Origin of the sequence: Pseudomonas sp. S49 (assembly GCF_009866785.1) — a bacterium.
Taxonomy (GTDB): Bacteria; Pseudomonadota; Gammaproteobacteria; order Pseudomonadales; family Pseudomonadaceae; genus Aquipseudomonas.
Genome location: NZ_CP019432.1, coordinates 5,297,467 through 5,320,478, shown reverse-complemented (window position 1 = coordinate 5,320,478; position 23,012 = coordinate 5,297,467). Strand labels below are relative to the sequence as shown.

Genomic DNA, 23,012 nt, shown 5'->3' with positions numbered 1-23,012 from the left:
TTTCATGCGCGGGATTTACCCGACGACCAACAATCAGTCGTCGAAGTCTTCCCAGCCGCCCATCTGTTTCCAGCGGTTGACGATGCCACAGAACAGCTCAGCGGTTTTCTCGGTGTCGTAACGCGCCGAGTGCGCTTCACGACCGTCGAAATCGATGTCGGCGGCCTGGCAGGCTTTCGCCAGTACGGTTTGACCGTATGCCAGACCGGCCAGTGTCGCGGTATCGAAGCTGGAGAACGGGTGGAACGGGTTGCGCTTCATGTCCAGACGCGCAACGGCCGCGTTGAGGAAGCCAAGATCGAAGCTGCTGTTGTGGCCAACCAGAATCGCGCGTTTGCAGCCATTGGCCTTCAACGCTTTGCGAATGCCACGGAAGATGTCGGTCAGTGCGGTTTCTTCGCTGACGGCCATGCGTAGCGGGTGATCGAGCTTGATCCCGGTGAACTCCAGCGCTGCCGCTTCAATGTTGGCGCCTTCGAACGGCTCAACGCGGAAGAAGTAGGTGTGATCCGGGTAAACGAAACCCTTTTCATCCATGGCGATGGTGGTCGCGGCAATCTCCAGCAACGCATCGGTGGCCGAGTTGAAGCCACCGGTTTCTACGTCGACGACTACCGGCAGGTAGCCGCGAAAGCGTGCTGCCATTGGGTGACGGGAACCGCCACCACCACTTTGACCGTCCAGTTCGTCGTCGAAATGGTCTTCACTCACGCGTGTTCCTCCAGCAGGCGCCAGCGCAGTTTTTCACCGGCGCGCAGCGGGATAACGGTCAGCTCGCCAAACGGCAGGCTGGTTGGGGCGGTCCATTCTTCACGAACCAGGGTGATGCGATCGGTGTTCGCCGGCAGGCCGTAGAAACGCGGGCCGTTGAGGCTGGCGAAGGCTTCGAGCTTGTCCAGCGCGTTACGCTGTTCGAAGGCTTCGGCGTACATCTCGATGGCGGCGTACGCGGTGTAGCAACCGGCGCAACCGCAGGCGGCTTCCTTCGCATGCTGGGCGTGCGGCGCCGAATCGGTGCCGAGGAAGAACTTCGCGCTGCCACTGGTGGCGGCGTCGAGCAGGGCTTCCTGGTGCGTATTGCGCTTGAGGATCGGCAGGCAATAGAAGTGCGGCCGAATCCCGCCGACCAGCATGTGGTTGCGGTTGTAGAGCAGGTGATGCGCGGTGATGGTCGCGCCAACGTTGGCCGAAGCCTCGTTGACGAACTGCACGGCGTCGCCGGTGGTGATGTGTTCGAACACCACTTTCAGCGTCGGGAAACGCTCGACCACGCGGCGCATGTGCTCATCGATAAAGATCTTTTCGCGGTCGAACACGTCGACGTCGCCACGGGTAACTTCACCGTGGATCAACAGCGGCATGCCGACTTCGGCCATGGCTTCCAGCGCCGGGAAAATCTTGTCGATGCTGGTTACCCCGGAATCGGAGTTGGTGGTCGCGCCAGCCGGGTACAGCTTGGCGGCGTGCACAAAACCGCTGGCCTTGGCCTCACGGATTTCTTCGGGCTGGGTGCGGTCGGTGAGGTACAGCACCATCAGCGGCTCGAAGCGACTGCCGGCCGGGCGGGCAGCGAGAATCCGCTGGCGATAGCCGTCGGCTTCAGCGGCGTTGCGCACCGGAGGTACCAGGTTGGGCATGATGATGGCGCGGCCAAAGGTGCGCGCAACATCGGCAACGGTATTGGTCAACACGGCACCATCGCGAAGATGAATGTGCCAGTCGTCGGGACGCAGCAGGGTCAGGCGGTCGGACATGAGGGGATTCCAGGCGGGTCAAACTGAGGCGAATGCTACCGGAAAAGACTCTTGCAGGCACTCGCTATCAAGTTTTGCCGGAACCTTCCGATATCCCGTAGGTATGCCGTAAACATAGTGTGAATCGGTCTTTGTGTTTCAGAAGCCAATGGAGCCTCCCGTGCGCCAGCGTTATTTAGCCTTGCTCAGTGTGTTTGCCAGCCTTCCCGCGATGGCGCTCACGTACCAGACCCGTCTGGAGAACATTGAGTGGACGGTCGCCGGCGACAAGTTCGAATGTCGTCTGACCCAGCCGATCACTGATTTCGGCTCGGGTGAGTTCGTGCGCAAGGCCGGTGAGCAGGCGATATTTCGTCTGAATGCCTACAACGCCATGCTTGGCGGCGGTTCAGCGACCTTGCTCGCGGCGGCGGCGCCTTGGCAGCCGGGCCGTGGCGACATCAACCTGGGCAGCGTCAGGCTCGGCAGCGGCAACGTATTGTTCAACAGCTCGCAGTCTCAGGCCGGTGGTCTGATCAGTGGCCTGCTGGACGGCCGTAGCCCGGTTGTACGCCGTGCCTCGGGCGACGGCCGCGTCTCGGAAGTTCGCTTGCTGCCGGTCAAATTCAGCAAAGCCTTCAACGATTACCAGACGTGTGTAGCGAAATTGCTGCCGCAGAATTTTGACCAGATCAAACAGTCGCAGATCGGCTTCCCCGGCGAGGGCGTTGACCTCGACGCCGCCGCCAAGGCCAGGCTGCAAGTAATGCTCGAATTCATGAAGGCCGATCCGACGGTCAATCACATCGAACTCGACGGCCATTCCGACAACAGCGGCAATCGCCTGACCAACCGCGAACTGTCGCGCCGCCGCGCGCTGGCTGTCGTCGACTTCTTCAAGGCCAATGGTATTCAGGAATCGCAGATCACCGTGCGTTTCCACGGCGAGCAATATCCCATTGTGCCGAACACCAATGCGGCCAATCGCGCGAAGAACCGTAGGGTCAATGTGAAACTGGCGCGCGTGGCGCCGGTCAGCCCCGCACCTGCGCCTCAAGCGAGCACACCAGCCAGCACTGCAGCGACTTCCTGACCCGCCGGTCATCGTCGCGCTCTCGACAGAATCTGTCGCTTTGTCGTCTTAAGCTGTCGCGCCTCTGTAAATTATCGCGTTTGAGCGGTAGACTCCTCGGCTTTCCGTAGAACCCCGTGGAGTGATGGCATGGCGGACGTAAACAAGGTCGTTCTGGCGTATTCCGGCGGCCTGGACACTTCGGTGATCCTCAAGTGGCTGCAGGATACTTATAACTGTGAAGTGGTGACCTTCACCGCTGATCTCGGTCAAGGCGAAGAGGTCGAGCCGGCCCGCGCCAAGGCTCAGGCCATGGGCGTCAAAGAAATCTACATCGACGATCTGCGCGAAGAGTTCGTGCGTGATTTCGTGTTCCCGATGTTCCGCGCCAACACCGTTTACGAAGGTGAGTACCTGCTGGGTACTTCCATCGCACGTCCGCTGATCGCCAAACGTCTGATCGAAATCGCCAACGAAACCGGCGCTGACGCCATTTCCCATGGCGCCACCGGCAAGGGCAACGACCAGGTGCGTTTCGAACTGGGTGCCTACGCACTCAAGCCAGGCGTAAAAGTCATTGCACCATGGCGTGAGTGGGACCTGCTGTCCCGCGAGAAGCTGATGGACTACGCCGAGAAGCACGCGATCCCGATCGAGCGTCACGGCAAGAAGAAGTCCCCGTACTCGATGGACGCCAACCTGCTGCACATCTCCTATGAAGGCGGCGTGCTGGAAGACACCTGGACCGAGCACGAAGAAGACATGTGGAAATGGACCGTCTCCCCGGAGAACGCTCCTGACAAAGCGCAATACCTGGAACTGACCTACCGCAATGGCGACATCGTTGCACTGGACGGCGTCGAAATGACTCCGGCCACCGTGCTGGCGACGCTGAACAAGATCGGTGGTGCTCACGGTATCGGCCGTCTCGACATCGTCGAAAACCGTTATGTCGGCATGAAGTCCCGTGGTTGCTACGAAACCCCGGGCGGCACCATCATGCTGCGCGCTCACCGCGCCATCGAGTCGATCACCCTGGACCGCGAAGTCGCTCACCTCAAAGACGAGCTGATGCCGAAATACGCCAGCCTGATCTACACCGGTTACTGGTGGAGCCCTGAGCGTCTGATGCTGCAGCAGATGATCGACGCTTCGCAGGTCAACGTGAACGGTGTTGTGCGCCTGAAGTTGTACAAAGGCAACGTGATCGTCACTGGCCGCAAGTCCGACGATTCGCTGTTCGATTCCAACATCGCGACCTTCGAAGAAGACGGCGGGGCTTACAACCAGGCCGACGCGGCGGGCTTCATCAAGCTCAACGCGCTGCGCATGCGCATTGCTGCCAACAAGGGCCGCAAGCTGTTCTGAGTGTTACAGACTGACGCGCAATGAAAAGGGCGGCCTTGTCATCGAGACAAGGTCGCCCTTTTTGCATGATTCTTTGTCTGGATCTGTTCAAGCCATGTTTCTGGTCTTCGCGCTTGTCGCCGAGACTCATCGTTCATGTCCGTACCATCAGCGTCACTGCTTGTGAACACAGGTTATAGACGATAAAGAGCGTCTTGCCTGAGCCCTTTTTTACCTGCTTGCTTTGCTGCACTGCGTTTTTCGTCAGTAAAACATCCGATACGTGATTGGAAAGGAAGACGACTACCCGGGCAGTTTTCCTGTCAAGGTTTCGGATTTTTTCCAGAATCGTCGCCAGCTCCCTCGCTTCATCGACATCCCTCGCATCAATGAGGTGCAGGTTACTGACCCATGCAGGTAACTGAATGTTGTGCTGAACAATCAGGTTCGGCTTTGTGTTGATGTCCGACGGTGGGTCAGGTGCGTTGTGGATTCTGCACGCGTCTTGCCGTTCGACAGTGCTTGACTCACTCGGCACGATACAACTTGATACGCCAAATGCACCTTGCATGGCAGGCTCCTGGGACGAGGCGTGTCGTTTGTTTTCGCGATCATTGTTATCGATTACTTTTAGAAAGTTTTTGTCTTTGCCGAAGTCGGAGGGTGAGTAGAGGGAACGGTAGTTGAAGTTTAGTGTAATAAAGAAAAGAAATAACAAGTAAAACGGAAAGCTGATCAAAAACCACACGTATATTTCCCGGTCCTTATTATCAAGAAACGGTAACGAGATCGCGGCTGATGTTTCCGAAATGGCGGCAAATATGGCAATGACTGTCATTGGGTTGGTGATTTTGCTTTTTATTTTCAACATGCTTTGGCTCTTCTGTCTGGTCTTTCTCATAGTTGCTGTATTAGTAGGTGTCGAGTTTTTGTTTGGTAGTTGTTTTCCGAGATGTTTATTTTTATAGCAAAAACAATGGGTCAGGTATAAATATCTTGTTTCAGGTGTTTATATTCTGGCTGAGAGGGTGTGTTGTTCTCGAGCTGATATTTCCTGATGTTTCTAAGTTGAATCAGTGTCGCTAGCGTCCGCCGATTCGAGCCTGTTCAGCGCGGCTCAGGTGTTATCGATCGCAGTGGCGAGGCACGATTTCAGTCCTGCTGGAAGTAACCTGTAACAATGTAAATAGGCCAATATTGCCGAGTGCGAAGGAGGCGATGACGTCGGATTTTTAGATGGATAGCGATTTTTTGTAGGATTAATCCGCAATGACTGTAGGGCATGTCTTTCGATGCAAGTGCATGATTATCCTGGCATGCCATAGAGCAAGTGGCTGGGCTATTGTGCGTGTTCTAAAAATTCGAACAGCGAAACTGGACTTGCCCATGAATAAAGTGCTGATCGTGGATGATCACCCTGTCATTCGTCTTGCGGTGCGTATGCTAATGGAACGTCATGGCTACGAAGTCATCGCAGAGACTGATAACGGTGTGGATGCGTTACAACTGGCTCGAGAACAAATGCCGGATATTGTTATTCTGGATATTGGGATACCGAAACTTGATGGTCTGGAAGTTATTGCGCGACTGACTTCGACGGCCATGCCTATTAAAGTCCTGGTATTGACTTCACAGGCTCCCGGGCATTTTTCAATGCGCTGCATGCAGTCGGGGGCGGCCGGCTATGTCTGTAAACAGCAGGACCTGACCGAATTGCTCAGTGCGATCAAGGCGGTATTGTCGGGCTACAGTTATTTCCCCAATCAGGCTTTGCATACGGTGCGAACCAGTTTGGGTAATGCCAGTGAGGCCGACATGGTAGATCGTCTGTCCGGTCGGGAAATGATGGTGTTGCAGCAGTTGGCTCGGGGAAAGACCAATAAGGAAATCGCCGATGGCATGTTTTTGAGCAACAAAACCGTAAGCACCTACAAGACCCGCTTGTTGTTGAAGCTCAATGCACGTTCCCTGGTTGATCTGATCGAGTTGGCGCAGCGCAATGGTCTGGTCTGAATGCCTGTAGTAGCTGACAGGGTCATGGGCCGATCGAATCCAGCTAGCTGCAGAAAGTAAAAAGCCTCCGGTTCAGGAGGCTTTCAAGTATCAGAGATCAAAATCGTAATCGGCCAATTGCCTTTGCAGTCGGCGCTCCTCGAGCAGGTTATCGATGGTTCGGCGCTTGCTCAGGTTGGTCTTGGCGACCTCGACCACTGGTTCTGCGTCATCGGTTTCAACGGGAGTAAAGTCGTCCTCTACGTCCAATTGCTCTTTATCGGTACTCATAAGGTTAACTCCCGGCTAAGACTGCCTTTGGCGCCCCTTATATCGATATTCCTGCGGTGGGTAAAAAAGATTTTTTCAATCGACTTATCAATTATTCCAATAGCCGGTCAATCGTCCGAGGTTTTGTCTTTGTACTCGCACAAGTCCTCGATCCGGCAACTGCCACAACGCGGCTTGCGGGCCAGACACACATAACGGCCGTGAAGAATCAGCCAGTGATGAGAGTCGAGCAGGAATTCCTTGGGCACAAACTTCATCAGCTTCTTTTCCACCTCGACCACATTTTTGCCCGGTGCAATGCCGGTGCGGTTGCTGACACGAAAGATGTGGGTGTCGACGGCCATGGTCAGTTGCCGGAAAGCCGTGTTGAGTACGACGTTGGCGGTCTTGCGGCCCACCCCCGGCAAGGCTTCGAGTTCTTCACGGGTTTGCGGAACCTCGCTGCCATGGCGCTCGACCAGCAAGCGGCAGGTTTCGATAACGTTCTTGGCCTTGCTGTTGTAGAGACCGATCGTCTTGATGTATTCGGATAGACCTTCGATACCTAACGCGTGGATCGCTGCCGGCGTATTGGCAACCGGGAACAGCTTCGCCGTGGCCTTGTTGACGCCTACGTCAGTCGACTGCGCCGAAAGAATCACGGCGATCAACAGCTCGAACGGCGAGGAGTAGGCCAGTTCGGTCTTTGGCTCCGGATTGTCTTCGTGCAGGCGACGGAAAATCTCCAGACGTTTTGCAGCATTCATGGACGATGTGTTTCCTTGGAAATTGAGTTCGGGCGAATCAACGCCTGGCGCGCCGCCAGCAGCAGCGCCAACAAAATAAAAGCACCGGGGATCAAGGTGATCAGGTGCAGCCCTTCGTTAAACAGAACAAGACCTGGCCAGGATTCGGACAGCCCCCGGCCGAGACTTCCGTGACCGATGAGTTCACGCAGCCCTGCAAGTACCAGCATGAGTCCACCGAACGTCGCGCAGAGTTTGACGCGTTCGGCCAATGATTGATGCCAGAAACCATGGTGTTCCAGCACCACGCATTGCAAGGCGATCAGGCTGGTATACAGGCCGAATGCTTGCTGCCAGGGCAGAAACCAGCGCTGCGCCAAAAGATCTGCACAACTGGTGAAGGTCGCGGCGAGCAACAGGCTGGCCAGTAATGCGCTTGTACCACTGAGCCTCGACCGCAAAGCCGGCATGCACAGGCCATACAGACCCACAACTGTGGCGAACATCAACAATGTCCCCAGTGCGCCTGCCAATGAGTCACTGGTGCCAAGCAGCAGGGTCAGCATCAATGCGGTCGAGAGGGTTGCTAAGCGGTTCATGTTCCGCTCCCCAGCAGTGCCGCCCGATGAGCATCGAAGTAACGCAGGGCATCGTGGATCGTGCTGATCGCGGCGCGAGAGGTGATGGTCGCACCGGCTATCTGATCGAATTGGCCTTGATCCTTTTTCAACGCCCAGCCCGCATCGCTCGGTTCATTGCTCGATTTGCCGATAAACGTCTGCAGCCAGGCGTTCGGCCAGTCTCCCAGGTGCCCGCCGAGTGCAGGCGTTTCGGCCTGTTGGAGAGTTTTCACGCCCAACAATTTGCCGTTGGCATCGATGGCGATCAACAGTTCGATGGCGCCCGCATAACCCCGGGTTTGGCTGCGCAGAAGGATCGCTGCGGTCTGGCCGCCTCGGGTCGCGCGATAACCACCGGTCAAAGTGCTGTGGTTCAGGGTTATGTCTGCCAAGGCCAACGGCTGTTCCAGCGGTTGATTGTCGTAGGCCGCGAGCGGGAGCAGGTCGAGCAGTTTGCGGCTTTCGATCAAGCGCTGTTCGGCGGCAATCTGCGGTGCGTTAATGCGCTGTAAGACGTAGGTCGCACCGATGCCAATGACTACCAACATCAACACAATTAGCGCGCTGCCCGTGCGGTTCATGGATTCACCTGTGACTGGCGGCCAGCGGCGAATCGCTCCAGCGCTGGCACGCAAAGGTTCATCAGCAGCACCGCAAACGCCACGCCGTCCGGGTAACCGCCCCAGGTGCGAATCAAATAAGTCAGCAGCCCGACGCCGACACCGAACAGCAGACGGGCGAGCGCGTTTTTCGCGCCGGAGACCGGTTCAGTGATGATGAAGAACGCACCCAGCATGGTTGCGCCGCTAAGCAGATGAAACAGCGGCGATCCATGCGAGTTCGACCCTGAACCATTCCAGCACAGCAGGCTGACGACAAACAGGCTGGCAAGCATGCCCACCGGAGCGTGCCAGGCAAAGACCTGGCGTTGCAGCAAAAACAGCCCGCCGGCAAGAAACGCCAGATTCACCCATTCCACGCCGTGTCCGCCAAAGCGGCCGAAGGCCGGGTTGCTGGCGAACAATTCGTCCATGGTCAGGCTTTTGTTGATGCGCAGGCTGTCCAGCACGGTGGCCTGTGCCCAGGCGTCCGGTGCCACACCTGCGCCGAACACCTGTTGAAAAGCGGCGGTCAGATCCACGCCGTGGGCCGGCCAATGGGTCATCGGCTGCGGGAACATCACCATGGCCAGCGCGAAGCCGAGCATTGCCGGGTTGAACGGGTTTTTTCCGACGCCACCGTACACGTGCTTGCCGAACAGCAAGCCCGAAGCAATGGCCGTCACCGTCAGCCACCAGGGGCAGTAGGGCGGCAGGGCGGCAGCCAGCAACGTTGCGCTGACCAGCGCACTGCCGTCGCTCAGCGTCGGCCGCATGGGTTGTCGACGCAAGCGGAGGACGGCAGCCTCGACCACCAGCGCAGTGACGATCGCCAGCAGCAGATTGATCAACACGCCCCAACCGTAAAACCAGAACAACGCCAGCAGCCCCGGCAACGTCGCCAGCAATACCAGCTTCATCGCCTGTTGCAGGCGACTGTCCGGCGTTTCAAGGGGCGACATGGTCTTGCACCTGGCGCTCGGCGTATTGCAGGCGGGCGCGGGCCTTGTCGAGCATTTCAGTGGGGGTATCGGCGCGCCGTTCGAGTTTATTGAGGTCCGCGCGGGCGTAGGCCAATTCGGTTTTCAACTGGCGAAGCTGGCTGTCGATCGGGCGCTTTTCGCTCCGCACCAAGTCAGGCAATGGCTGATCGCTGGTGGCTTCGGCAGCGTGCAGGGCCTGCTCGGCGTCGCGCAACGCTTGTTCCAGCGCGGCGATCTGTTCGGGCGGCGCTTCGGCGGTTTGGGCTTTTTTCAGTTCGGCGCGGCGCATGGCCAACTGGATCTTCGCCCGTTTCAGCTCGGCGTCTTTGGCGGGGGCGGGCACTAGGGGCGCTGGCGTTGCACTGCTTTCAAGTTTCGCCAAGGCCAGTTCTGCCACTTCGAACTGCTGCTGCAACACGATCAGTTGCGTCTGCTGTTCGAATGTCGGCGGATGGCCGAAAGCTTTCAACGATTTGTGCAATTGCGCACGGCTCATCGCGACATCGATCTTGGCTTTCTTCAGTGCTGCATCCACAGTCGCCGCTTTCTGCGCACGCACCCGCTCCAGCGCCGCCTGCACCGGATCGGTTGCGACCACTTCAGGTTGCGCCGACCGTTTCGCCCGCGCTTCTCGCTCAGCCTGTTTGTGCTGTTCTTCGCGTTGCAGACGCTGATTGCGTCGTTCGAAACGTTGACGTGCATGATCACGTTTGGCAGCGCGGGCGCGTTGCTCGTCGAGACTCAAGGCCAGGCCGCCGACCACTGGCAACGTGCCGAGTGGCAGCGGGCGCATTTCAATGCAATCCACCGGGCACGGCGCGACACACAGGTCACAACCGGTGCATTCATCGATGATCACGGTGTGCATCAGTTTCGCCGCGCCGACAATCGCGTCGATCGGGCAGGCCTGGATGCACTTGGTGCAGCCAATGCACTCGGCTTCGCGGATGTATGCCACTTGCGGCGGCGCCGAACCGCGACTGATGTCCAGTTCCAGCACCGGCACTTTCAGCAGTTCAGCCAGTGCGGCGATGGTTTCGTCACCGCCCGGCGGGCACTTGTTGATCGGCTCGCCCTCGGCGATGCCTTGTGCATACGGCTTGCATCCGGGATGGCCGCACTTTCCGCATTGGGTCTGCGGCAGGAGGGCATCGATGCGTTGAATCAGACTCATGTTTTGATCAGTCCACTGAATCCGAGAAAAATCACTGCAATCAGTCCGGCACCGATCAGATCGATCGGCAAGCCGCGAAAGGGCAGCGGAATATCGTTGTCGGCCGTGCGCTCGCGCAAATCACAGAACAGGCTCAGCACCAGCCAGAAGCCCAGCCCGGCGCCGAGACTCAGCGCAGTGGCATGCAGCAGGCCCTGATCGTTTTGTGCGTTGATCAGCGCCAGTCCGAGTACACCGGCATTACCCAGCAACAACGGCCACAAACCGTCGAAGGGCAGATTCGGCAAGCCGCGCGCCAACAGTTTCAGCAGTGGCGCGATCAGCAAAACGCTCAACGGCAGAAACACGAACAAGCGCAGTGCTTCAAGGTGCAACGGCACCAGCAACCCATGCCAGATCACGTAACCGACCACACCGACGACCAGCATCATGCAAAGCGTCGCTGACCCCAGCGCGTGCACCTGCCGACGATTGCCTGCCAAGAGCGGATCGACGCCCAGCGGCCAGTGCAACACGAAGTTGTTGAGCAGCGCAGCACTGACAAGCGTAAGCACGAGTTCGGTCATGGTTCTGTCGGCGAAACGGGCAGGTATCTCATAAGGTTAGGCAGTATCCGCCCAGATATGAAAAATCCCACCGGCATGCGGGGCACGTCGGTGGGATCGATTTTGTTGCTGTCGCTTACTTGATGCGTTGACCCGGCTTGGCGCCGCTGTCCGGGCTCAGCAGGTAAATCTCTTCACCGCCAGGGCCGGCCGCCATCACCATGCCTTCGGAGATACCGAACTTCATCTTCCGAGGCTTGAGGTTGGCGATCATCATGGTCAGGCGACCGTCGAGCTTGGACGGATCCGGATAAGCGCTCTTGATCCCGGAGAACACGTTGCGTTGCTCGTCACCGATATCCAGTGTCAGACGCAGCAGTTTGTCGGCACCTTCCACATGTTCGGCTTTGACGATCAGCGCGACGCGCAGGTCGATGGCGGCAAAGGCGTCGAAGTCGATTTCCGGCGACAGCGGGTCCTTGGCCAATTCGCCATTGCCCGCAGGGGCGGCGGCACCGGTGTCGGTCTGGCTGGCGGTCAGGTCTTCTTTCGAGGCGTCGCTCATGGCTTGCACTTTTACCGGGTCGATGCGGGTCATCAACGGCTTGAATTCGTTGAGCTGATGGTTGGCCAGCAGGGTGGTGTGGTCGTTCCAGGTCAGCGGAGCGACATTGAGGAACGCCTCGGCATCGGCGGCCAGCAGCGGCAGCACCGGTTTGAGGAAAATCACCAGTTGACGGAACAGGTTGATGGCGGTGGCGCAGATCGCCTGGACTTCATCCTGCTTGCCTTCCTGTTTGTTCAACGACCACGGCGCCTTGTCGGCGATCCAGGCGTTGGCGCGGTCGGCCAGAGCCATGGTTTCACGCATGGCACGGGCGAAGTCGCGGGCCTCGTAGGCGTCGGCAATGCTTGGCGCAGCAGCGAGGAAAGCCTCGGTCAGCTCTGGCGCGGCATTGGTGCCGACCAGCAGGCCAGCGTTACCTTTCTGAATGAAACCGGCGCAACGGCTAGCGATGTTGACGACTTTGCCGACCAGGTCGGAGTTGACCTTCTGCACGAAGTCTTCGAGGTTCAGGTCGAGGTCATCGACGCCTCGGCCCAGTTTGGCCGCGTAGTAGTAGCGCAGGTATTCCGGCGACAGGTGATCGAGGTAGGTGCGGGCCTTGATGAAAGTGCCGCGCGACTTGGACATCTTCTGGCCGTTGACGGTCAGGTAGCCGTGCACGTTGATGCCGGTCGGCTTGCGGTAGCCCGCGCCTTCGAGCATCGCTGGCCAGAACAGCGCGTGGAAGTTGACGATGTCCTTGCCGATGAAGTGGTACAGCTCGGCGGTGGAATCCTTGGCCCAGAACGCATCGAAGTCCAGCTCCGGCGTGCGGTTGCAGAGGTTCTTGAAGCTGGCCATGTAGCCGATCGGCGCATCCAGCCACACGTAGAAGTATTTGCCTGGCTCGCCCGGGATCTCGAAACCGAAGTACGGCGCATCGCGGGAGATGTCCCACTGCTGCAGGCCGGCGTCCAGCCATTCGGCGATCTTGTTGGCGACGGCGTCTTGCAGGGTGCCGCTGCGGGTCCAGGTCTGCAGCATCTGCTGGAAGTCCGGCAGCTTGAAGAAGAAATGCTGGGAATCCTTGAGCACCGGGGTGGCTCCGGAGATTGCCGACTTTGGATCCTTGAGGTCAGTCGGGGCGTAGGTCGCACCGCATTTTTCGCAGTTGTCGCCGTACTGGTCTTCAGTGCCGCACTTCGGGCAGGTGCCCTTGATGAAGCGGTCGGCCAGGAACATTTTCTTTTCCGGGTCGAAATACTGGGTGATCGAGCGCTGGGCGATGTGCCCGGCGTCACGCAGCTTGATGTAGATCTGGCTCGACAGCTCACGGTTTTCTTCGGCGTGAGTGGAGTGGAAGTTGTCGAAATCGACCAGGAACTCGGCAAAGTCGGCGCTGTGTTCAGCCTGCACGTTGGCGATCAGTTGTTCCGGGGTGATGCCTTCCTTTTCCGCGCGCAGCATGATCGCCGAACCGTGGGCGTCGTCGGCGCAGACGTAAATGCATTGATTGCCGCGATGCTTCTGGAAGCGCACCCACATATCGGTCTGGATATATTCCAGCATATGGCCAAGGTGAATCGAACCGTTGGCGTAGGGCAGGGCGCTGGTGACGAGGATCTTGCGTGGTTCGGACATGTGGGGCTTCGCTACTTGATGAAACGGAGGTCGGCCACTATAAAGCGCTGGGCAAGATATTTCACCCCTGCAAATCGTTGCCGGGCGTGCCGTCCGGAGGATAGAAGGGGTAGGATACCCGCCATCTTTTCCCAGTCTTGTTATCGGAGTTGCCCATGAGCGCCGTCACTCGCGCAGCGGTGGAAGCCGTCCTCAGCCAATACACCGACCCTTACCTGAACCAGGACCCGGTCAGCGCCGGTTGCGTGAAGCACATCGAGATCGTCGGTGACCGCGTCAACGTGCAGCTGGAAATCGGTTACGCCGCCGGTCTGTTCAAGAGCGGCTGGGCGCAAATGCTGCAACTGGCCATTGAAAACCTTGATGGCGTGACCGCGGCGAAAGTCGAGATCAACACCGTGATCGCCGCGCACAAGGCGCAGGCGCAGATTCCGGGGCTGGCCAACGTCAAGAACGTGGTTGCCGTGGCTTCGGGCAAGGGCGGTGTGGGTAAATCGACCACCGCCGCCAACCTCGCGCTGGCCCTGGCCCGTGAAGGCGCCAAGGTCGGGATTCTCGACGCCGATATCTACGGCCCGAGCCAAGGCATCATGTTCGGCATCCCCGAGCGCACCCGCCCGGAGGTCAAGGATCAGAAGTGGTTCGTGCCGCTCAAGGCCCATGGCGTTGAAGTCATGTCGATGGCGTTCCTGACCGACGACAACACGCCGATGGTCTGGCGTGGGCCGATGGTCTCCGGCGCGCTGCTGCAACTGGTTACGCAAACCGCGTGGAGCGACCTCGATTATCTGGTCATCGACATGCCGCCGGGCACTGGCGACATTCAGTTGACCCTCGCACAGAAAGTCCCGGTGGCCGGCGCTGTCATCGTCACCACCCCGCAGGATCTGGCCCTGCTCGACGCGCGCAAGGGCGTGGAAATGTTCCGCAAGGTCAACATTCCGGTGTTGGGCGTGGTGGAAAACATGGCGGTGCACATCTGCTCGAACTGCGGGCATGCCGAGCATTTGTTCGGTGAGGGCGGTGGTGAGAAGCTGGCGACCCAGTACGGCGTCGAACTGCTGGCTTCACTGCCGCTGTCGATGTTGATCCGCGAGCAGGCCGATGGCGGCAAGCCAACGGTCATCGCCGAACCGGACAGCCAGATTGCCATGGTCTATCAGGAACTTGCCCGCCACGTCGGCGCGCGCATTGTATTGCAGGAAGCGGCGACACCGGCGATGCCGAACATCACCATCAGCGACGATTAAGTAACCGCTGGATGAAAATGTGGGAGCGAGCCTGCTCGCGAATGCGGAGTGTCATTCAACTCATTGGTTGGCTGATCCACTGCATTCGCGAGCAGGCTCGCTCCCACATTGGTTTTTGTGTTTGCAGTTAGATCCGCAACCCGCCATCCATCTCCAGAATCCGCCCGGTGTAATAGTCGTTCTCGAAGATATACGCCGCCGAATGGGCGATTTCTTCCGGCTTGCCCATGCGCTTGAGCGGAATCCCCGAAGTCATTTTCTCCAGCGCTTCCGGTTTCATGCCCAGGGTCATCTCGGTTTCGATGAAGCCCGGTGCAATCCCCGCCACGCGAATGCCGTAACGCGCCAGCTCTTTGGCCCAGGTCACCGTCGCTGCAGCAACACCGGCCTTGGCCGCCGAATAGTTGGTCTGGCCAACGTTGCCCGCACGCGAGATCGACGAGATGTTGATGATTGCGCCGCTGGTCTTCAGCGCGACCATTTTCGCCGCCACCTCACGGGTGCAGAGGAACACGCCGGTCAGGTTTACGTCGATCACGGCCTGCCACTGTGCCAGGCTCATCTTGGTCATTTCGCCGTCCTTGACCTTGAGCAGCAGGCCATCGCGCAGGATCCCGGCGTTGTTGATCAGGCCGTGGATCGCACCGAAATCGGCGGCGACCTGAGCGACCATGTGCTCGACCTGTTCTTCATTGGCCACGTTGCACAGATAGCTGCGCGCCTCGACGCCCTTGGCCTTGCAGGCCGCGACCGTGTCGTCGAGTTTTTCCTGATTGAGGTCGACCAACGCCAGCTTCGCGCCTTTGCCGGCGAAATACTCGGCCATCGAACGGCCCAAACCCTGGCAACCGCCAGTGATAATGATTACTTTGTCGTTGAGTTGCATTCGCATGCCCCGATAGCAGGTCTGAGTAGTTTTTGTTTTCAGCGACTCCCGATCTGCACCGGCCGTGGCAGGGTTGCACATGAGAATTGCCCGCTGGCGTGACGGGGACTTAATCCCGGGCGCCCGTCCGTTTTTTCGACGGATACTATTTAAGGAGTCATAAATTGAGCGTTGAAGTGGCCAAGAATGCCCGAGAATTGCTTCTCAAGGAATACCGCGGAGTGCTGTCGACCCACTCCAAATCGATGCCCGGTTTTCCCTTTGGCTCCGTGGTGCCTTACTGCCTGGATGAGCAGGGCCGGCCGCTGATCCTGATCAGTCGCATCGCCCAGCACACCCACAACCTGCAAAAAGACCCGAAGTGCTCAATGCTCGTCGGCGAGCGCGAGGCCGATGACGTGCAAGCCGTTGGTCGCCTGACCTACCTGGCCGAAGCGCAAAAGCTCGAAGACGCGGCTGCCATTGAAGCGGCCGCGGAGCGTTACTACCGTTATTTCCCGGATTCGCAGAACTACCACAAAGCCCACGATTTCGATTTTTGGGTGCTGAACCCGGTGCGTCATCGCTACATCGGCGGTTTCGGTGCGATTCACTGGGTCGATCAACTGACCCTGGCCAATCCGTTCGCCGGCAAGGCCGAAATCAGCATGGTCGAGCACATGAACAGCGACCACGCCAAAGCCATCGCGCACTATGTCGATCTCGCCGGTCTGCCGAAAAGCGTACCGGCGCAACTGGCCGGCATCGACACTGAGGGCATGCACCTGCGCATTGGTCAGGCGCTGTACTGGTTGCCGTTTCAAGCCCCTTGTCATACGCCGACACAAGTGCGCGAAGCCTTGGTTTCATTGGCTCACGCACAGGTCTGGCCAAAAAATGCAGTGGCCGATGCTTGAATTCACGAAAGGGCGACGTCATCTAAGGCTTACTGCAAGGCATTTCTTGCGTTGAGGAAACTTTGATGCGCCCTTTTCTGTTGCTCTTTCTGCTGTTTCCAGTGCTGGAGCTGTTCGTATTCGTCAAAGTGGCAGGCTCTATCGGGTTTTTCCCGGCCCTGCTGCTGATCATTCTCGGCTCGATGTTCGGCGTGTTCGTGCTGCGCGTCGCCGGTCTGGCCACGGCCCTGCGTGCCCGTGAAAGCCTGAACCGCGGCGAACTGCCTGCGCAAACCATGCTCGAAGGGCTGATGCTGGCTCTGGCCGGTGGCCTGTTGATCCTGCCAGGCTTCATCAGTGACGTGGTCGGTCTGGTCATGCTGCTGCCGTTCAGCCGTCGACTGCTGGCGAACAAAATGCGCCAGCGCGCCGAAGAACAGGCCATGCGCCAGCGAGCATTCGCCGATGACCTGCAACCCCGTGGCGGTCCTGCACCGCGTCAGCCTCTGGGCCGCGAGGGCGATGTGATCGAAGGCGAGTTCGAGCACCGCGACACCAAGTAACTGCACTGTCTGCACGGCACCCTCGGGTGCCGTGTTCATTTTCAGGGTGCTGAAGTGAAAAATTTTCTGCCCCCGCCCTTGTAATAAGCTTATGCGCCCTTATGTATCGGTCACCGCAAGGTTTCCGGTATTTGAACCGGACAGACTTCCGCGACTCGCTCGACGAGCCGCAACCGGCGCAGGCCGGATTTGTCAAACCCGCCGGGACTACACCGGCCGATGAAAACCACAATTAGGAGAGATCGACAATGAAGCTTCGTCCTCTGCATGACCGCGTCGTAATCCGTCGCAGCGAAGAAGAAAAGAAAACCGCTGGCGGTATCGTCCTGCCAGGTTCGGCTGCTGAAAAAGCCAACCACGGTGTGATTCTCGCTGTAGGCCCGGGCAAAGCTCTGGAAAACGGCGAAGTGCGCGCACTGTCCGTGAAGGAAGGCGACAAGGTTGTGTTCGGTCCTTACTCCGGCAGCAACACTGTGAAAGTCGACGGCGAAGACCTGTTGGTAATGAGCGAGAACGAAATCCTCGCTGTTATCGAAGGCTGATACCCCCGTTCATTTTCCCGCTACTACAAAGTATTTAAGGAATATCGATCATGGCTGCTAAAGAAGTTCTGTTTGGCGATTCCGCCCGTAAAAAAATGCTCAAGGGCGTCAACGTCCTGGCTGACGCAGTAAAAGCGACCCTGGGCCCGAAAGGCCGTAACGTGATCATCGAGAAGAGCTTCGGCGCTCCGACCATCACCAAGGACGGCGTTTCCGTCGCCAAAGAAATCGAACTCGAAGACCGTTTCGAAAACATGGGCGCGCAGCTGGTCAAAGACGTTGCCTCCCGTGCCAACGATGACGCTGGTGACGGTACTACCACCGCTACCGTTCTGGCTCAGTCGATCGTCAACGAAGGCCTGAAAGCCGTCGCTGCCGGCATGAACCCGATGGACCTGAAGCGCGGTATCGACAAAGCGACCATCGCTATCGTCAAAGAGCTGAAGAACCTGTCCAAGCCATGCGCTGACACCAAGGCAATCGCTCAGGTAGGCACCATCTCGGCCAACTCCGACAACTCCATCGGCGACATCATTGCCGAAGCCATGGAAAAAGTCGGTAAAGAAGGCGTGATCACCGTTGAAGAAGGCACTGGCCTGGAAAACGAACTGTCGGTTGTTGAAGGCATGCAGTTCGACCGTGGCTACCTGTCCCCGTACTTCGTCAACAAGCCGGAAACCATGGTTGCCGAACTGGACAACCCACTGGTTCTGCTGGTCGACAAAAAGATCTCGAACATCCGCGAAATGCTGCCAGTGCTGGAAGCCGTTGCCAAAGCCGGCCGTCCACTGCTGATCGTTTCCGAAGACGTTGAAGGCGAAGCCCTGGCGACTCTGGTTGTGAACAACATGCGTGGCATCGTTAAAGTTGCAGCCGTGAAGGCTCCTGGCTTCGGCGACCGTCGCAAGGCCATGCTGCAGGACATCGCTGTTCTGACCGGCGGTACCGTTATCTCCGAAGAGATCGGCCTGAGCCTGGAAGCCGCTACCCTGGAAAACCTGGGCAGCGCCAAGCGCGTGACCATCTCCAAGGAAAACACCATCATCGTTGACGGTGCTGGCGTTGCTGGCGACATCGAATCGCGTATCGCTCAGATCCGTGCTCAGGTTGCCGAAACTTCCTCGGACTACGACCGTGAAAAACTGCAAGAGCGTCTGGCCAAGCTGTCCGGCGGCGTTGCAGTGATCAAGGTTGGCGCCGGTTCCGAAGTTGAAATGAAAGAGAAGAAAGCCCGCGTTGAAGACGCCCTGCACGCAACCCGTGCAGCCGTTGAAGAAGGCGTGGTGCCTGGCGGTGGCGTGGCGCTGATCCGCGCTCTGCAAACCCTGGTTGACCTGAAAGGCGACAACGCTGATCAGGACGTCGGTATCGCCGTTCTGCGTCGCGCTGTTGAAGCGCCGCTGCGTCAGATCGCTGCCAACAGCGGCGACGAGCCAAGCGTTGTGGTCAACGAAGTCAAGAACGGCAAAGGTAACTTCGGTTACAACGCTGCGACTGGCGAATACGGCGACATGATCGAAATGGGCATCCTGGACCCAACCAAGGTTACCCGTTCCGCTCTGCAAGCAGCCTCGTCGATCGGCGGTCTGATCCTGACCACCGAAGCAGCTGTAGCTGACGCGCCGAAGAAAGACGGCGCTGCTGGCGGCGGTATGCCAGACATGGGCGGCATGGGTGGCATGGGCGGCATGATGTAAGCCAGCCTTGTCCCTGTAACGCAAAACCCCGCTGGCGAAAGTCAGCGGGGTTTTTTATTGCCCGTATTTCAGCTTCACACATAACCCTTGTAGGAGTGAGCCTGCTCGCGATAGCGGTATGTCATTCAACATGATTGCGACTGACAGACCGCTATCGCGAGCAGGCTCACTCCTACATTGGACCGTGTTTCAGACGCTGACGGGATGTGCCTTGACCACGGCCTCGGCCTTCACCGCCGGGCGATACAGCACCCAGTAATACGACCCCAGACAAATCAGCCAGCAGAAAATCGCCGTCCACACGTTGTGCGAAAAGAAGTGCGCACCCTGCATCATCCGGCTGATCGAAAACACCGACCCCAGCGCGAAGGCAAAAATGAACGCCCGACGCGCCAGACGCGGACGACGATCCCGCAGGACAAAGAACAACGCAAACAAAGTGAACCCCGTCGCCGCGTGACCACCCGGCCAGCAACGGCCTGGCTTGTCGGTCTGCGGCCGATGCTCCATCAACTTGCTATAGGTTTCATGGCCACCGAATTGCTCAAGGCTCCACGGGCATTGCACCGCAGTCACGGCTTTGACCGGAGTGACAAACGAGGTCGCCAGGCCCAGCGACAGCACCAGACAGCCCAGCTCACGCTTGAACGGTTTTAGTCTGGCGAGGAAAAACGCGCCGATGAAGCCCAGGATGGCAAACACCGAGAACGCGATCACTACCTGCTTGGCGCGATCGTGAAGGATGTCTTCAAGAAAAAAACTGTGCCGCCCGATAAAGTCGCCGGCAACCGGGTCGTAGAACAGGCGGGCCAGATCCATGTCCAGATCGGTCAATTCGAGCAGCACCAGAATGATCGCCGCGACGGTGGGTATTCCCAGACACAACCAGAAATTCAGTGGCCTGGAAACGGGACGGGCAGAAGTCGACGCCATGGGCAATTCCTTGGTCGGTAAGTATGTTCTGAGGAGCGCAACCGCGCGGAGTCTGCGCGTGCTCGCGTCGCTGATTTGTTAATCGAAAGTGAAAAAAACGTTGGCAGGAACAATGAACGTTTTTCTCGCGCAACAACCCAACGCACGCCTAGCCGTGAGCCACACTTGGCCGTAAGCTGCGCGGGCCAAGACGGCCGTTACCCCGTACGGAGGAGGTGCCCATGCGAATTCTGTTGGTCGAAGACAACCGCGACATCCTGGCCAATCTGGCCGATTATCTGGGTCTCAAAGGCTATACCGTCGATTGCGCCCAGGATGGTCTGTCGGGCCTGCATCTGGCAGCCACCGAGCATTACGACCTGATCGTGCTCGACATCATGCTGCCCGGGATCGACGGCTACACACTGTGCAAACGCCTGCGTGAAGATGCCCGCCGCGACACACCAGTGATCATGCTTACGGCTCGCGATCAACTCGACGACCGTTTGCAAGGCTTCAAGTCCGGCGCGGACGATTACCTGATCAAGCCATTTGCCTTGTCCGAACTTGCCGCGCGGGTCGAAGCGGTAATGCGCCGCGCCCAGGGCGGTGGCCGCCGTGCGTTGCAAGTCGCCGATCTGAGCTACGACCTCGACACTCTGGAAGTGACCCGCGACGGTAAATTGCTCAAGCTCAACCCGGTCGGCCTCAAATTGCTGGCAGTGTTGATGCAGAAGAGCCCGCACGTCCTGCGTCGGGAAATACTCGAAGAAGCGCTGTGGGGCGATGATTGCCCGGACAGCGACAGCCTGCGCAGCCACGTTCACCAATTGCGTCAAGTGATCGATAAACCGTTCACCAAGCCACTGCTGCACACCGTGCACGGCGTGGGTTATCGCCTGGCCGATGTGTAATGGAGTTCAGGCAAAGTCTTTCCCAGCGGATCATTATTGCCTTTGCTTTGATGAGTGCACTGGTCGCCGGAGCCTTCGCCATGGGCATTGTCGCGACCGTGCACCTTGTCGAGGAAAAGCTGATTTCGGCCGGACTGGGCGGCGATTTGCAGCGTCTGCTGTTGATGGACAATGTCTCGGACTGGAGCCACCGTCCGGAGCCGGATCAGTTGTTCTATTTCAGCGGCGGACCGGGCGATTTCGAGCTGCCCAAGGATCTGCGCCATCTCGACTCCGGCTTCCATGAGGTATTCCGCGAGCAGTTGTCGTATCACGCGATGGTCGAGATCGTCGACGGACGGCGTTATGTTTTGCTGCAGGATCAGAGCGATTTTGAAGAGCGCGAGCGCGTGCTGTTTGCCGTGGTGCTGGTGGGCTTTGTGCTCAGTCTGGCTCTGGCGGTGTTCCTCGGTTGGGTGCTCGCGCGCAAAGTGATGGCGCCGGTAGTGCGCTTGGCGCGTCAGGTTCGCCACCGTGATCAATTGCTCGGGCTGGCACCACCGCTGGCGCCGGATTATGCGGCTGACGAAGTCGGTGAACTGGCGGTGGCATTCGACGCCACGTTGGGGCGGTTGCGTCAGGCGCTGACACGTGAGCGTTTGTTCACCAGCGACGTCAGCCATGAGTTGCGCACGCCGCTGATGGTGTTGGCCAGCTCCTGCGAACTGCTGCTGGAAAACCCCGGCATCGACCAGCGTGGTCGTTCACAGGTCGAGCGTATTGCCCGCGCCAGTGAAGAAATGCGCGAGTTGGTGCAAACCTTCCTGATGCTGGCGCGCGCCCAGCATGAAGATGCCGGCATGGCACTTCAGCAAAACCTCTCGCAAGTCGCCGAAAGCCTGCTCTGTCTGTGGCGCGGGCCGATCGAGAGCAAGGGCCTGAAGCTGATCTTCGAACCGGGCAATCCATCAGACGTTCGCTACAACGCGACCCTGTTGAATGCCGTGATGGGCAACCTGTTGCGCAACGCGCTGCATTACACCGAAAGCGGCTTCATTCGCCTGACACTCACTGCCAACGGCTTCGCGGTCGAAGACTCCGGCGTCGGCATTCCGGAAGAAAAACGCGAAGCCATGTTCGAGCCTTTCGTGCGTGGCAGCGAAAAGCGCGGCGAGGGCCTGGGGTTGGGGTTGTCGCTGGTGCAGCGGATCTGCGAGAACCAGAGCTGGACCGTCAGCCTCAGCACGATGGAGCCCAATGGCTGCCGCTTCGAAGTCGATCTGGGCAAAATCTGACGCACTGAGTGGCTCGATGCTACTCCCTCTCACCTGTCTAAATCCTGTATAACGCTGTAATAATTTGTCTGTTTACCTGACATTTTTTTCACAAATGGATGACCTGACGCTGACACGCCGCTCCCTAAGGTGGTGACATCAGCAATTCAGGAGTCCTGGTGATGGCCGGCCCGATCAAACTCGATTTTTCCGAGAAGTACGACGATCAACACGCGCAAAAATACCTGCGCAAACACAAAGAAAGCCTTGGACGACGACTCTCCCACTGGCGTGACGAACAACTGGCCCGCAAGGCGCTGGCGTTGGTCGGTGAGCCGGGACTGGTGCTGGATCTGCCCTGCGGTGCAGGGCGTTTCTGGCCACTTTTGGGGGAAAAGGCCAACCGGGTGATCATCGGTGCGGACAATTCCGAGTCGATGATCAAGACGGCCATGCAGGCGCAACCGGCTGATGTGGTGAAACGGGTACAACCCTTGCACACCTCAGCATTCGACATTGCCTTGCCTGACAACGCCGTCGACAGCATTTTTTGCATGCGTCTGCTCCACCACATCGGTGAAGCCGAGCATCGCCGGGCGATTCTGCGCGAATTCGAGCGCGTCACCCGTGACAGTGTGATTGTTTCGCTGTGGGTCGACGGCAATTTCAAGGCCTGGAAACGCCAGCGTGCCGAGCGCAACCGTGACAAACGCGAGTATCAGAATCGCTATGTGTTACCGGCTGCTACGGTCGAAAAGGAGTTCGAGGAGGCAGGTTTTCGAATTCAGGAACAACTGGACTTTATTCCGCTCTATGCCATGTGGCGAGTTTACGTATTACGCAAGAGGTAA

The 23,012-nt window shown here is 58.4% G+C and carries 24 protein-coding genes; 11 read left to right on the top strand and 13 right to left on the bottom strand.

What is annotated here, in order from left to right; genetic code table 11:
• Window positions 1-33: 33 nt before the first annotated feature.
• Together rnt and pyrC are read right to left on the bottom strand one after the other, a co-directional pair.
• Entirely contained in the window at window positions 34-711 is a 678-nt protein-coding gene (gene rnt / locus PspS49_RS23405; RefSeq protein ID WP_007916667.1) for a ribonuclease T, read from the bottom strand.
• Window positions 708-1,754, bottom strand: coding sequence for a dihydroorotase (gene pyrC, locus PspS49_RS23400; protein WP_093430577.1), 1,047 nt, complete (start codon window positions 1,752-1,754; stop codon window positions 708-710). The genes rnt and pyrC overlap by 4 nt, the downstream gene beginning before the upstream one ends.
• A gap of 160 nt (window positions 1,755-1,914) precedes the next feature.
• Here pyrC and PspS49_RS23395 point away from each other — a divergent pair, with 160 nt between their 5' ends.
• The gene (locus PspS49_RS23395; RefSeq protein WP_127929598.1) at window positions 1,915-2,826 is read left to right on the top strand and encodes an OmpA family protein; all 912 of its coding nucleotides are present in this window, start codon (window positions 1,915-1,917) and stop codon (window positions 2,824-2,826) included.
• A 129-nt stretch (window positions 2,827-2,955) separates the two neighbouring features.
• Window positions 2,956-4,173 carry an argininosuccinate synthase gene (locus tag PspS49_RS23390; protein ID WP_007916658.1) on the top strand — a complete coding sequence of 406 codons (1,218 nt, stop codon included), beginning with the start codon at window positions 2,956-2,958 and terminating at the stop codon, window positions 4,171-4,173.
• A gap of 133 nt (window positions 4,174-4,306) precedes the next feature.
• On the opposite strand, the gene PspS49_RS23385 is transcribed toward PspS49_RS23390, so the two are convergent.
• The gene (locus PspS49_RS23385; RefSeq protein ID WP_127929597.1) at window positions 4,307-5,023 is read right to left on the bottom strand and encodes a hypothetical protein; all 717 of its coding nucleotides are present in this window, start codon (window positions 5,021-5,023) and stop codon (window positions 4,307-4,309) included.
• A 515-nt stretch (window positions 5,024-5,538) separates the two neighbouring features.
• Here PspS49_RS23385 and PspS49_RS23380 point away from each other — a divergent pair.
• Window positions 5,539-6,165 (top strand): response regulator transcription factor, encoded by a 627-nt coding sequence (locus PspS49_RS23380; protein WP_007916656.1) that lies wholly within the window; start codon window positions 5,539-5,541, stop codon window positions 6,163-6,165.
• A 90-nt stretch (window positions 6,166-6,255) separates the two neighbouring features.
• Here the strand turns inward: PspS49_RS23380 and PspS49_RS23375 are convergent, their stop codons facing one another.
• The 8 genes from PspS49_RS23375 to metG all read right to left on the bottom strand — a co-directional run bounded on the left by PspS49_RS23375 (window position 6,256) and on the right by metG (window position 13,269).
• Window positions 6,256-6,435: a hypothetical protein gene (locus tag PspS49_RS23375; RefSeq protein WP_127929596.1), complete on the bottom strand. Its 180-nt coding sequence runs from the start codon at window positions 6,433-6,435 to the stop codon at window positions 6,256-6,258.
• 107 nt (window positions 6,436-6,542) lie between these two features.
• Window positions 6,543-7,181 carry an endonuclease III gene (nth, locus tag PspS49_RS23370; RefSeq protein WP_034153506.1) on the bottom strand — a complete coding sequence of 213 codons (639 nt, stop codon included), beginning with the start codon at window positions 7,179-7,181 and terminating at the stop codon, window positions 6,543-6,545.
• Window positions 7,178-7,759: an Rnf-Nqr domain containing protein gene (locus PspS49_RS23365; RefSeq protein ID WP_150774269.1), complete on the bottom strand. Its 582-nt coding sequence runs from the start codon at window positions 7,757-7,759 to the stop codon at window positions 7,178-7,180. The genes nth and PspS49_RS23365 overlap by 4 nt, the downstream gene beginning before the upstream one ends.
• A complete protein-coding gene (locus PspS49_RS23360; protein WP_160041650.1) occupies window positions 7,756-8,361 on the bottom strand; it encodes an RnfABCDGE type electron transport complex subunit G in 606 nt (201 codons plus the stop codon). Before PspS49_RS23360 ends, PspS49_RS23365 begins: the two co-directional genes overlap by 4 nt.
• Window positions 8,358-9,341, bottom strand: a complete 984-nt coding sequence (locus PspS49_RS23355; RefSeq protein ID WP_127929593.1) for an RnfABCDGE type electron transport complex subunit D — start codon at window positions 9,339-9,341, stop codon at window positions 8,358-8,360. The genes PspS49_RS23360 and PspS49_RS23355 overlap by 4 nt, the downstream gene beginning before the upstream one ends.
• Entirely contained in the window at window positions 9,328-10,536 is a 1,209-nt protein-coding gene (rsxB, locus tag PspS49_RS23350; protein ID WP_160041649.1) for an electron transport complex subunit RsxB, read from the bottom strand. Before rsxB ends, PspS49_RS23355 begins: the two co-directional genes overlap by 14 nt.
• The gene (locus tag PspS49_RS23345; RefSeq protein ID WP_160041647.1) at window positions 10,533-11,102 is read right to left on the bottom strand and encodes an Rnf-Nqr domain containing protein; all 570 of its coding nucleotides are present in this window, start codon (window positions 11,100-11,102) and stop codon (window positions 10,533-10,535) included. Before PspS49_RS23345 ends, rsxB begins: the two co-directional genes overlap by 4 nt.
• 115 nt (window positions 11,103-11,217) lie before the next feature.
• On the bottom strand, window positions 11,218-13,269 hold the full coding sequence (gene metG, locus PspS49_RS23340; RefSeq protein WP_160041645.1) for a methionine--tRNA ligase: 2,052 nt from the start codon (window positions 13,267-13,269) through the stop codon (window positions 11,218-11,220).
• A gap of 155 nt (window positions 13,270-13,424) precedes the next feature.
• Here metG and apbC point away from each other — a divergent pair, with 155 nt between their 5' ends.
• Complete coding sequence (apbC, locus tag PspS49_RS23335) at window positions 13,425-14,519, top strand: iron-sulfur cluster carrier protein ApbC (RefSeq protein WP_160041643.1); 1,095 nt, start codon at window positions 13,425-13,427, stop codon at window positions 14,517-14,519.
• 127 nt (window positions 14,520-14,646) lie between these two features.
• On the opposite strand, the gene PspS49_RS23330 is transcribed toward apbC, so the two are convergent.
• Complete coding sequence (locus PspS49_RS23330; protein WP_160041641.1) at window positions 14,647-15,405, bottom strand: SDR family oxidoreductase; 759 nt, start codon at window positions 15,403-15,405, stop codon at window positions 14,647-14,649.
• A 164-nt stretch (window positions 15,406-15,569) separates the two neighbouring features.
• Here PspS49_RS23330 and PspS49_RS23325 point away from each other — a divergent pair, with 164 nt between their 5' ends.
• The 4 genes from PspS49_RS23325 to groL all read left to right on the top strand — a co-directional run bounded on the left by PspS49_RS23325 (window position 15,570) and on the right by groL (window position 19,082).
• Window positions 15,570-16,301: a DUF2470 domain-containing protein gene (locus tag PspS49_RS23325; RefSeq protein ID WP_150750402.1), complete on the top strand. Its 732-nt coding sequence runs from the start codon at window positions 15,570-15,572 to the stop codon at window positions 16,299-16,301.
• Between the two features lie 65 nt (window positions 16,302-16,366).
• Window positions 16,367-16,843, top strand: a complete 477-nt coding sequence (locus tag PspS49_RS23320) for an FxsA family protein (protein ID WP_016986669.1) — start codon at window positions 16,367-16,369, stop codon at window positions 16,841-16,843.
• A gap of 248 nt (window positions 16,844-17,091) precedes the next feature.
• Complete coding sequence (locus tag PspS49_RS23315; protein ID WP_007916610.1) at window positions 17,092-17,385, top strand: co-chaperone GroES; 294 nt, start codon at window positions 17,092-17,094, stop codon at window positions 17,383-17,385.
• A gap of 50 nt (window positions 17,386-17,435) precedes the next feature.
• Window positions 17,436-19,082 carry a chaperonin GroEL gene (gene groL / locus PspS49_RS23310; RefSeq protein ID WP_127929586.1) on the top strand — a complete coding sequence of 549 codons (1,647 nt, stop codon included), beginning with the start codon at window positions 17,436-17,438 and terminating at the stop codon, window positions 19,080-19,082.
• Between the two features lie 189 nt (window positions 19,083-19,271).
• Here the strand turns inward: groL and PspS49_RS23305 are convergent, their stop codons facing one another.
• The gene (locus PspS49_RS23305; protein WP_160041639.1) at window positions 19,272-20,015 is read right to left on the bottom strand and encodes a phosphatase PAP2 family protein; all 744 of its coding nucleotides are present in this window, start codon (window positions 20,013-20,015) and stop codon (window positions 19,272-19,274) included.
• A gap of 221 nt (window positions 20,016-20,236) precedes the next feature.
• On the opposite strand from PspS49_RS23305, the gene colR reads away from it, so the two are divergent.
• The 3 genes from colR to PspS49_RS23290 all read left to right on the top strand — a co-directional run bounded on the left by colR (window position 20,237) and on the right by PspS49_RS23290 (window position 23,012).
• Entirely contained in the window at window positions 20,237-20,908 is a 672-nt protein-coding gene (gene colR / locus PspS49_RS23300) for a two-component system response regulator ColR (RefSeq protein ID WP_095123294.1), read from the top strand.
• Window positions 20,908-22,182, top strand: coding sequence for a HAMP domain-containing sensor histidine kinase (locus PspS49_RS23295; protein ID WP_127929584.1), 1,275 nt, complete (start codon window positions 20,908-20,910; stop codon window positions 22,180-22,182). The genes colR and PspS49_RS23295 overlap by 1 nt, the downstream gene beginning before the upstream one ends.
• A 161-nt stretch (window positions 22,183-22,343) precedes the next feature.
• On the top strand, window positions 22,344-23,012 hold the full coding sequence (locus PspS49_RS23290; RefSeq protein WP_127929583.1) for a class I SAM-dependent methyltransferase: 669 nt from the start codon (window positions 22,344-22,346) through the stop codon (window positions 23,010-23,012).